The sequence below is a fragment of the Streptomyces sp. NPDC058051 genome (genome assembly GCF_042885475.1).
GTDB lineage: Bacteria > Actinomycetota > Actinomycetes > Streptomycetales > Streptomycetaceae > Streptomyces.
The window spans coordinates 111,983-122,413 of sequence record NZ_JBHVRW010000001.1 but is presented as its reverse complement, the minus strand read 5'-3'; the positions used below and the strand labels follow the sequence as shown (position 1 = coordinate 122,413).

General features: G+C 72.1%; 9 protein-coding genes. 4 read left to right on the top strand and 5 right to left on the bottom strand.

All coding sequences use genetic code 11. The features are described from left to right. Positions 1-41: 41 nt before the first annotated feature. A complete protein-coding gene (locus tag ACFVUT_RS00590; RefSeq protein ID WP_389641986.1) occupies positions 42-1,553 on the top strand; it encodes a hypothetical protein in 1,512 nt (503 codons plus the stop codon). Here ACFVUT_RS00590 and ACFVUT_RS00585 read toward each other — a convergent pair. Genes ACFVUT_RS00585 through ACFVUT_RS00575 form a run of 3 tightly spaced genes read right to left on the bottom strand, consistent with a single transcriptional unit; the run spans position 1,522 to position 5,704 of the window. Next, positions 1,522-2,769, bottom strand: coding sequence for a hypothetical protein (locus tag ACFVUT_RS00585; RefSeq protein WP_389641984.1), 1,248 nt, complete (start codon positions 2,767-2,769; stop codon positions 1,522-1,524). The genes ACFVUT_RS00590 and ACFVUT_RS00585 overlap by 32 nt on opposite strands. Continuing rightward, positions 2,766-4,442, bottom strand: a complete 1,677-nt coding sequence (locus ACFVUT_RS00580; protein WP_389641981.1) for a lipopolysaccharide biosynthesis protein — start codon at positions 4,440-4,442, stop codon at positions 2,766-2,768. The genes ACFVUT_RS00585 and ACFVUT_RS00580 overlap by 4 nt, the downstream gene beginning before the upstream one ends. Next, positions 4,439-5,704 carry a glycosyltransferase gene (locus ACFVUT_RS00575; protein WP_389641978.1) on the bottom strand — a complete coding sequence of 422 codons (1,266 nt, stop codon included), beginning with the start codon at positions 5,702-5,704 and terminating at the stop codon, positions 4,439-4,441. Before ACFVUT_RS00575 ends, ACFVUT_RS00580 begins: the two co-directional genes overlap by 4 nt. A gap of 210 nt (positions 5,705-5,914) precedes the next feature. Between ACFVUT_RS00575 and ACFVUT_RS00570 the strand changes: the two genes are divergently transcribed. Then, positions 5,915-6,364 (top strand): adenylyltransferase/cytidyltransferase family protein, encoded by a 450-nt coding sequence (locus ACFVUT_RS00570; RefSeq protein WP_389641975.1) that lies wholly within the window; start codon positions 5,915-5,917, stop codon positions 6,362-6,364. On the opposite strand, the gene ACFVUT_RS00565 is transcribed toward ACFVUT_RS00570, so the two are convergent. Both ACFVUT_RS00565 and ACFVUT_RS00560 read right to left on the bottom strand, forming a co-directional pair. Next, positions 6,330-7,061, bottom strand: a complete 732-nt coding sequence (locus ACFVUT_RS00565) for a CDP-alcohol phosphatidyltransferase family protein (protein WP_389641972.1) — start codon at positions 7,059-7,061, stop codon at positions 6,330-6,332. The two genes, ACFVUT_RS00570 and ACFVUT_RS00565, sit on opposite strands and share 35 nt — an antisense overlap. A gap of 147 nt (positions 7,062-7,208) precedes the next feature. After that, entirely contained in the window at positions 7,209-7,901 is a 693-nt protein-coding gene (locus tag ACFVUT_RS00560) for a ribonuclease H (RefSeq protein WP_389641968.1), read from the bottom strand. Positions 7,902-8,044: 143 nt separating this feature from the next. Here ACFVUT_RS00560 and ACFVUT_RS00555 point away from each other — a divergent pair, with 143 nt between their 5' ends. Both ACFVUT_RS00555 and ACFVUT_RS00550 read left to right on the top strand, forming a co-directional pair. Then, positions 8,045-8,236 (top strand): DUF6381 family protein, encoded by a 192-nt coding sequence (locus tag ACFVUT_RS00555; protein ID WP_389641965.1) that lies wholly within the window; start codon positions 8,045-8,047, stop codon positions 8,234-8,236. Positions 8,237-8,685: 449 nt separating this feature from the next. Next, entirely contained in the window at positions 8,686-10,407 is a 1,722-nt protein-coding gene (locus ACFVUT_RS00550; protein ID WP_389641961.1) for a protein kinase, read from the top strand. Positions 10,408-10,431: the final 24 nt, after the last annotated feature.

The window sequence follows — 10,431 nt, the reverse complement described above, 5'->3', positions numbered from 1 at the left end:
GATTCGTTAGAGTGTTCACAGGTCCACGGAACGGGGAGCAGATGACGTCCGTGCATGAGGCGGGGCCGTCCGCACCCGTCCCGGAGCACGGCCCGCGAGACCCGGTCCAGCCGCCGGCGGTTCCGCTGTCGTGGGCGATGCTGTCGCGGGCCCTGGCCGTGCCGCTCATTCTCGGTCTGGTCTGCTTCCTGCCCGCGGTGATCGCCGCGCAGCCGGGGGCGGGCGTCCGGGACACGGCGTACTGGCTGCAACTGGTGCTGACCTGCTATGCGGGGGCGCGGCTCGCGACGATGATCCTGTCCACGCGGCGGCGGCTGCTGCAGGGCGTGTTCTGGATGTTCGTGTACATCGCGATGGGGGTGGCTCCGTTCGCGCAGACGGTCATCGGGCGGACGCCCACGCCGATGGTGGGGCCGCGCTCGGACCTGGTGACGGCGATCGCGCTGGTGCTGGTGGGGTGTGCCGCGTTCGACCTCGGGGCGCTGCTGGCGTCCCGGCGTCCGCTGCGCCGCGGGACCACCGGGCGCTTGGGGAGCGGTCCGGCCGTCGCGCACCCGGTGCGGCTCAGGCTGCTGGTGGTGCTGGCCTTCGCGGCGAGCGGTTACTACATCCTGAAGCTGGGCGGGCCCGCGATCTTCTTCACCAGCCGCGAGGAGATCAGCGCCTCGGTCGCGGTCGGGGTGGGGTCGGGCCGGTCCCAGGTGGGATCGGCCTTCCTCAAGGGATTCGGTACGGTTCCCGCGCTGCTGGCGCTGCTCTTCTGCACCCGCCGGCTCGTGACGTCGCGCCGGGCGCGGCGCTCGCCGTCGACGGCGTTGGCCTGGTGTGCTCTGGTGGCCTTGAACGTCGTCGTGAACAACCCCGTCTCCAACGCCCGTTACTGGTTCCTGACCGTTCTGGTCTCGCTGCTGTTCACCGCGTTCCCGAGCAGTGCGGCGATGTACCGGACGGTGCTGGCCATGGGGGTGGTCGGGGCGCTGGTGCTGTTCCCGTACGCGGACCGGTTCCGTTACGACAGTGCCGGGTACCGGCCGGTGGAATCGTCATCGGTCTTCGAGCCGCTGGCCACCAAGGACTACGACCAGACGGTGATGTTCGCCAACGCGATCACCTGGGTCGACACGGGTGGCCACACCTATGGGCGTCAACTGGCGGGCTCCGCGCTCTTCTTCGTGCCCCGGTCGCTGTGGGACGGCAAGCCGGAGGACACGGGGGTGCGCGTCGGTCAGTGGATGGGGATGAACATGACCAACCTGTCGGCGCCGCTGTGGGCCGAGCTCTGGGTCGACTTCGGTGCTCCGGGCACGGTCGGCGGTCTCGCGCTCGTCGGGTACGCCGCCGCACGCACCGACCGGCGGTACGCGCGCGCGGTGTCCCGGGACGGTCCGGGGCCCGGCAGCGTTCTGGCCGTCGCCGTGCCGCTGGTCGCCGGATACACCTTCATCCTGTTGCGTGGGCCGCTGTTGCAATCGGTCGGGAAGCTGGCGATCGCGGCGCTCTGTCTCCTGCTGGTCACCAGCTTCAGGAGCCGGAGCGGACCGCGTTCGCGCTGACGGGCGCCCGTTCCACCGCGGTGCGGCGTCGCAGCCGGGCCACGCGGGTCCAGGTGGCGACCGCCTTGCAGACGGACCCCAGACACAGTCCCCAGGCCGCGCCCGGCACCCCGCCGAGCACGTACCCGCCGGTGAGGAAGCCGACGGCGGCGAGCGAGAAGACCACCTGGACGGAGAGGGTGGAACGGGGGTCGAGCAGGCGGAGCGCCAGCAGTCCGCAGGTGCCGACGGCCATCGCCGCGTACTGGCTGCCCGTCGCCGGGAGCAGGGAGGCGGCCGTGGGCCAGGTGGCGCCGAGCAGATGGCGGCCGATCGCGTCGGGCAGCAGGGCGAGTGCGGTGGCCCAGCCGGCGGCTGTGGCCGCCAGGACGGCGGCGAGCGTCGCCGTCGCGCGGATCCTGCGCCGTTCGGAGGCGAGCCGGCCGAGGAGGGGCGGGCCGAAGCCGGTGGCCGAGGTGAACAGCACGTTCAGCGGCCCGAAGAGTGTGGTGGCGCCGCGCAGGGCGCCGACCACCAGCGGCGTGGCGGCCATGCCGAGTCCGAGCACGGAGAGCTGGCTGGTGGCGTTGCCCACCCCGAACTCCACCACGAAGCGGCGCCCGAGATGCCCACGGCGCAGCAGGACCTTCAGCCGCAGCGGTGTCCCGGCCACCCTGCGGTGCAGCAGAACGGCCGACAGCAGCAGGGCGGGCAGCGCGGACAGTCCCCAGGCTGCGACGAGCCGGGCGGCCGGCGCGCCGTGCGGCTGGACGGCCAGCGCGCCCAGCACACCGACCAGCCTGAGTACGTCGCCCGCCAGCGCCAGGTGCGGCAGGTGCAGGGTGGAGAAGGCGTAGCGCATCGTGTCCTGCCCCAGGACCACGGGCAGGACGAGCCCCAGCATCAGCAGGGCGTGTGCGGTGGCCGCCCCGAACAGGGTCAGGCCGACGGTGGCGAGCAGGGCACCGAGCACGGTCGCGGCGAGCAGGGTGAAGACGACCGCCGACCGGCACGCCCCGCGCACCTCGTCGCTCTCGCCGCGCCGCAGCACGAGCGGCTGCCCGGTGTAGGCACCGGAGGTGCCCAGCAGCACGGTGAAGACGAGGTAGACCGCCGAGAAGCGGGCGAATTCGGCCACGGTGGAGAGCCTGGCGGCCGTCACCAGCACCAGGATGTTGGTGAGCGCCGCCACGCCCTGGTCCGCGACCGAGCAGACGATCGCGGTCCGTGCCTTCATCTGTGTCCTGCGGTGGAGTCGAAGGTACGCAGGCCGAGTGTCTCGGCCGGGTCACCGGTGTGCTCCGGGCCGCCGTTGTCGCGTCCCGTCGTGGTGCCGGGCCCGCCGCCCGCGCGGCGCCCGGCAGCCTTCTTCGCGGCCCGGCGTTCGTGGCGGCCCCGGCCGGGGTGCAGCAGGACTCCGAGCACGGAGCCGCCGGCCGCCCCGATGATTTCGCGGATCCGTTCCAGGTCGCTGCGGTGCACCTCGCGCGGGTCGCAGACCACCATGACGCCCTCGACCCGGTCGATCAGCGCGACGGCGTCCGCGTACGAGAGGACGGGCGGGGCCAGCACGATGACGACCGCGCCCGGCCGGTCGCCCTCGGCGGCGATCCGTCCGACCGGCGCGGAGGTCAGGGCACGCGGCACGTTGTCCGTGCGCCGGCCGGCGATCAGGGTGAAGGCGCCCGAACCGGGCACGTCCACGTTCATCCGGCTGTCCGACGGCCAGGGCCGCCGGCTGTTCGGCGCCCAGCGCGGCCCGGCCCCCTGCACGGCCGGGCCGAGGTCCCTGGCCAGCGAAGGGGTCCGCAGGTCGGCCTCCACCAGGAGTACGTACCGTCCCATCTCGGCGAAGGCGGCGGCCAGGTTGACGGCTGCGGCGGCGGCCGCGTGGCTGTCCCCGCGCGGGGCCGTGACCAGGAGTCTGCGGCGCTGGTCGAACGACGGGTCGTAGGCGAGTCGGAAGGCCACCGCCCGGTACTCCTCGGCGAGCCGGCTTCCGCCGCGCCCGATGGCGAGCAGCGTGTCCGCGGACGCGCGTTCCCGGGGCAGGGTGCCGAGCAGCGGGGCGCCGAGCGAGCGGACCAGTTCCCGGGTGGAGCGGACGGCCGGGTCGAAGACGAGGCGCACCCACGAGAGGAGGAGTCCGAGTGCGAGCCCGACGACGCCCCCGAGTCCCAGCAGCAGGGGCAGCCCCGCTCCGGTGGGCTCCGAGGGCGCGGCGGGCTTCTTCGTCAGGTAGCCGGGAGTGGTGTCCAGGGCGCGCAGCTCCGCGATTTTCCTGCTCAGTTCGGAGATCGAGACCACGAGGTTGGCCCGTGCGCTGGTCACGTCGTTACTCGTGCCGGCCTGCTCCGCCAGTTGGTCGCGCTGTTCGGTGAGGGGCTCCAGTTGGGCGCGGTAGCCGTCGACCATGTTGGCGATGCTGTCCTCGGTGCGCTGCCTGCGGATCTCCAGGTAGGCGTCGGCGAGCGCCCGTGCCCGTGCCCGCGCCAGGGCGGGGGTGCGGCCGGTGTAGGAGAAGCGGAGCGCCAGGGTGTTCGGCGGGTTCGTGACCTGGAGACCCGACATCAGCCTTCCGAGCTCGACCCGGTCGTCGTGCCTGGCCAGGGTGGTGACGGCCAGGGTGCCCACGGTGTCGCTGACGGCGGTCTGCCGCTCGGAGCCGATGTTGATGCCCTTGTCGGCGGAGGCGCCCGCGGCGAAGGGGTCCGAGGCGGCGGAGCGTACGACCACCTCGCCCGTCGATGTGTAGCTCTCCTCGCCGCTCAGGGCGAGCCAGCCGCCGCCGAGGAGCCCGAGGACCACGCCGGAGGCGAGCAGTGCGCGGTAGCGCAGGAGCTGACGGAACTGGTCCCGCAGCAGCGCGGGTTCGTCCTGGTCCTCCAGGGTGCGGATGGGCTCGGTCATCGGCGTGGTCTCCCTTGTGCGTCCGCGAGGGCCTCGGTGAGCAGTGCGTCGAAGCGGGCGAGGCCCGCCTCTCGGCTCAGGTGGCGTGCGACGTACAGCGGTCCGTTGGCGCCGAGCCGGTCCGCGTCGGCCGGCGCTTCGGCGAGCTTGCGCACGGCGGACAGGAGCGCGGCGGGGTCCTCCGGGGCGACGAGGATACCGGCGCCGGATCGCTGGACCTCCTGTGCGGTGCCTCCGGCCTCGGCGACCGAGGCGACGACGGGGCGGCCCGAGACGAAGTACGAGGTGAGCTTGGACGGGACGCTCATGTCGAGCACGGATGCCCGCTGCGTCACCGCGAGCACGTCGGCGGCGGCGAGGATGTCCGTGAACTCGTCCGCGTCGGCTGTCGGCAGGAAGTCGAGATTGCGCAGTCCGGTCGCCCGGCCCAGCAGCGCCTGGCGCTGATTCCCGTCCCCCATCAGCACGACGCGTATCTCCGGTGCCAGCCGGGCGGCGTCGACCAGGACCTCCAGTCCCTGTTTGAGCCCCATGTTCCCGGAGTGCAGGACCACGGGGGTGCCCTCGCTCCAGCCGAGCCGCGCGCGGGTTGCCGCGCGGTCGCCCGAAGGCGGGTGCACATGCGACCAGTTGGGTACGGTGCGGATGCGTGCCGGGTCCACGCCGTACGCGGTGACGCGCGGGACGAAGCTCTCGTGGATGACACCGACGAGCGCGGCGCCGCGCAGCGCGTGGCGTTCGGCCACCGAGGCGACCGCTGCCACCCGGCCGCCGCCGCGCATCCCGCTCTGCGCGGCGGCGGCACCCATCAGGTCCTGCACGACGGGGATGTGCGGGACGCCGTGGCGACGCGCCAGGAGGGCCCCGATGACACCGCCGGCGAGACTCGGTACCTGGGAGATCACCGCGTCCGGCCGATGCGGTACCGCGGGCGGAAGCAGGCCGTGACCGAGCACCGTGGCCTCGAACACCGCTCTGCGCAAAGCAGTCTGACGGGACGGTACATAATGTCTGCGACGGTGGACGGTGACCCCGGCCCTCTTCTCGGCGACCCGCCACACGCCCCGGTACTGCGCCTCGGTGCGCCAGGACGGGTAGTGCGGCATTCCGGTCAGTACGTGGGTCCGGGCCCCGGAGGCGGCCCAGTGCTCGGCGAGCTGCGTGGCGTACGGGCCGATGCCCGTGACCTCCGGTGCGTAATTGGTCGAGACGAGCAGCAGAGTGCGGCCCTCGAACGGCTTGTGACGATCGGCATCGGCCATGGACGTTCGCCTTCCCCCCGGAACTTCCGGTGTTCCCCCAAGGAACAGCCCCAAAAGTGAGCTTATCCGTTCACGAGATGCGCAAGTGGTCTTCACAGTAAGGTCGTTGCACCATCACCACCGATACCGATATCCCGCGGCACCGGACGCCATGTCCGGACAACTGCCGCGGGACACGGACATCACGTTCACCGTGGGGGGAGAGAACGGATGGCGCACAGGGTCGGCTACGCGCCGGGGGTCTACGACCTCTTCCACGTCGGGCACCTCAACATCCTGCGGCATGCCCGCAGTCAGTGCGACTACCTCGTCGCGGGAGTCGTCTCGGACGAGATGGCCGCGCTGGCCAAGGGCCACAAGCCGGTGATTCCGCTTCGGGAACGGCTGGAGATCGTGCGCAGCGTCCGCTACGTGGACGCTGCGTTCGTCGAGACCGTGCCCGACAAGGTCGAGACCTGGCAGCAGGTCAGGTTCGACGTCATCTTCAAGGGGGACGACTGGCGGGACACCGAGAAGGGCAGACGGCTGGAGCGCGACTTCGCCGAGGTCGGCGTCGAGGTGGTGTACTTCCCGTACACCGTGCACACATCCAGCACCCAGTTGCGCAGGGCGCTGGACACGCTCGTCAATCCGCAGCCCGGAGCGCTTTCAGCTCCCTGAACCATTTGACGAGAAACGCCACCAGGAACAGTGCGTGCACGGCGGCGAGCACCGCATAGCCGAAGCGGAACGCGGTCCGGTCGCCGAGCAGCAGGAACACCAGGCAGAACACCCCGTAGTCGGCGGGCAGCAGGGCCACGGCCCGGACTCGGGACACCGGGGCCGTGGCGCTGCCGCCCTGTGTCGGCGAAGCGGCCGCCCTGCCCAGTTGTTCCCGCAGCAGACCGGCGCAGAAGGTCAGCACGGCGGCGAAGAGGAAACCCAACGGCAGGAGCAGCCAGCCCTCGCCGGGCAGCGTGAAGAACCGCCGGAACGAGACCAGTACGGCGGTGTGCACGAGGATCATCTTGGCGCAGTCCACGACGTGGTCCAGCCATTCGCCGTCCGGGCCTCCCGTGCCGGTCAGCCTGGCCAGTTGCCCGTCGGCCGAGTCGAGGGCGAAGCCGATGACGAGACCCGCGTACACCGTGCCGGCGAGCCACCACGACGGCCGGACGAGAGCCACCGCAGCGACGGCGGAGAAGGTGAACGCCGCACTGATCAGGGTGACATGATTGGGCGTCAGTCCGATGCGGTACGCACCGGCCGCGAGCACCCGTCCGGCCGGCCGGTTCACGTACCGTGAGTACAGTGACACCCCCTTGGCTGTCTTCTGCGCCCCGCGCAACTCGCGCAGAACCGTACCCGTGCTTCCCATACGCCCCCCAGCGTGCAGTGGTGTTGCCGACGGCATCGGCAGAGCACTGCGGACGCCGTCGCCGAAGCCGCATCATGGCACGCGAGCCCCGTTTCGCGTGGCTGCTCAGCGGCTCCGGCGGGCGATGCGTGCCCGGCGCACCGCGCCTCAGGAGGCTGTGGCGCGGCACTCCGGGTGGCCCCAGCCGTTCGGATTCTTGGCGATCATCTCCTGGGCCGCATACGGCTTTCCGCAGTGGCAGCGGCCCGCGAACCTGGCCCGGATGGTTCCGCCGGAGCGTGCGGGACGCCCGGCGCCCGCCGCCTTCTTCGCCGAAGCACCTCCGCGCCGCGCCGCGGTCGCCCGCGCGGGAGCAGGCGTCGGCAGTGGCGAGCCGTGTCCGGTACCGGCGGGGTGCTGCGCCACCGCGGCTTCGCTGGCCGCCTGGTCGGCGAGCGCGTTGAGCGGATCTCCGTCCACCTGGTGGGCGGGCACGTAGACGAACTTCACGGTCCGGCCGGTCAGCAGGGCGTCGATCCTGACCACCAGGTCCCGGTTGGCCACAGGCTTTCCGGCCGAGGTCTTCCAGCCGTTGCGCTTCCATCCCGGAAGCCACTTCGTCACCGCGTTCATCGCGTACTGCGAATCCATCCGTACCTCGATCGGCGCGGAAGGGTCCGTGGACTCCAACAGCTCCTGCAGTGCGGTGAGTTCGGCGACGTTATTGGTGGCCGTCCCCAACGGGCCGGCTTCCCACCGCTCCGGTCGCCCCTGCGCATCGGCCACGACCCACGCCCAGGCCGCAGGTCCCGGATTTCCCTTCGATGCGCCGTCACACGCGGCGATGATGCTTTCGTTCATGCCCCTGATCATGCCAGCGCCGCACCACCCCACGGACCGCCGCACGGCACACGGTAACCCTGAGTGACGATTCGAGGTGCGGCGGATCGACGACGCTGGTTCTCTGATGGAGCAAGCTCTTCCCAACCGCACAAGGAGCGATGATGAGCGCTGCACGTGAATCCGGTGACCGTGCGCAGCAGCTGCGCGAGAAGGCCCGGCACATGACCGAGGCCGCGGAGCGCACCACCGACCCTGAGCAGCGCCAGCGGCTCCAGGAGAAGGCCCGGAAGCTGGAGGAGCAGAGCAACCAGCAGGGCCACATGGGCGGCGAGAACATCCGCCCGTCGAAGTAACGCCCGGTCACGCAGCACCTGCGTCCCTCAGTACCTGTCTCAGGTAAACGGCCGACGTCTTGCCGCTCTTCCATGAGTGAGTGGCAAGCCGTCGGCCGTTCCGCGTTCCGGCGCCCGGATCACACGGGACGCGGCCGGCGTCGGCCCGGCAGCGGCCGATCGCCCCGGATGACCGCAGTCACGTCGCGGGCGCAGGAGTTCGGCGGCTCGGACCGCTGCCGGACAGTTCGCCGTCAGCACCCGGAAGCCGAGGAGTGGACCGCAAGCAGGACCTCCGCCGGCGAGTGGTGCCACAGGACCATCTCCGCCGGACACCGCGGGGGCCGATCACGACGATCCCTTCGCGCCGGCCCGCGAGGAACGGATCGGCCACCGTGCCCTGCGGCCGGCCCCCGAGGCGCACAGGGTGGGTGTGCCCCGCCGCGGGCCCGCCCCGTAACCTCTCCTCCATGAACGCTGGGGGGCCCGTGCGCCGGGTGATCGACGACCGCTTCGAGCTGGTGAGCAGGCTCGGCAGCGGTGGTATGGGCACGGTGTGGCGGGCTCATGACCTGGCTCTGCACCGCGATGTGGCGCTCAAGGAGGTACGGCCCCCGGACCCCGCACTCGCCGAGAACGATCCGGAGTCGGCCCGGCTGCTGCGGGCGCGGGTCATGCGCGAGGCCCGTGCGCTGGCCCGGCTCGACCACCCGGGTGTCGTCACGATCCACCACATCGTGGACGGCGGAGCTCACCCGTACCCGTGGATCGTGATGGAGCTGGTGCCCGGGGCCTCGCTCGCGGAGCGTCTCGCCGAGGGCCCCCTCACCCCCGTCGAGGCTGCGGAGCTCGGCCGCGGAGTGCTGTCCGCGCTGCGCGCCGCGCATGCCGCCGGTATCCACCACCGTGACGTCAAGCCCGCCAACGTCCTGTTGCGTGCCGACGGCAGCCCGGTGCTCACGGACTTCGGCATCGCCGCGATCCGTGAGTCCACGAGCCTGACGGCGACCGGCTCCCTCATCGGCTCCCCCGACTACATGGCGCCGGAGCGGATTCGGGGCGCGGAGGGCGAGCCGTCCTCGGACCTGTGGTCGCTCGGCATGATGCTGTACGTCGCCGTGGAGGGTGTGCACCCACTGCGCAGGGCGACCACGCTGGCGACGCTGGCGGCCGTGCTCGACGAGGAGGTGCCGCCGCCCCGGCGGGCCGGCCCGCTGACCCCGGTGCTCACCGCGCTGCTGATCCGGGACACGGCCGCGAGGCCCACGCCGGAGGAACTGGACCGGATGCTGGCCACGGTGATCGCACCGGAGCGCGCACCGACGACGCCGCGCACGGCCCCCGAGCCGCGGGACGCGGTGCCGCCGGGCCACAACCCCACACTGCGCGACGCTGTGCCGCCCGGTCACGGGCCCGCGGGCCCGACCGCCGCCCTGCCCGGCGCACCCGTCCGCCCGCCCGTCGCCGCAGCCGGGACGGGCCGGACCCCGGACGTCACGCCGACGCGTCGGGAGCCCGCGTCACTGGGTGCGCGGGACATACACCGCCGCGTGCGGCGGAGCCGCGCGGTCGCGATCTCGACAGCTCTCGCGGGAACCACGCTGACCGGTGTCCTCGTATGGGCGCTGCTGCCCGTCCCGGACACGGATGCCTCCGGCGGCCCGGTGTCCGCCGCGGAACAGCCCACCCCCGGCCCGTCCGTCACTGCCGAGAAATCCCCGGGCCCGAAGGAGACTCGGCCCGCGTCCCTGTTGACGCCGGACGGAGCACGGTCCGTCATCGCCGCGCTCAAGCCGGTGATGGGCGGCACCCGGGTCAGCTCGTTCACCCTGTTCGAGGAACACGCGCGCGCCGAGGCCCCGGTGAAGGGCGACAAGGGCCTGTACGACGTCTACGCGTACAGCGACGGCAAGGCCACCCGCGAGCGCGCGGGCGGCACACTCACGCAGAACGCCGCACCGGTGGACCTCGAAAAGTTCGACTGGGACACCCTGCCCGCGCTGATGCGCCGGGCGGACAAGGAACTGGGTGTCACCGAACCCGACACCCACTACGTGATCGTCGACCCGGCATCCCCGTTCGACAACGGCCGGCCGACCCTCAGCGTCTACGTCAGCGACGAGTACGGCGGCGCCTACCTGCGGGCCGACATCAACGGCAAGGTACTCAGGAGGTATCCGCGCAACGGCTGAGCCGGGCCGGATTCCGCGCGCCGG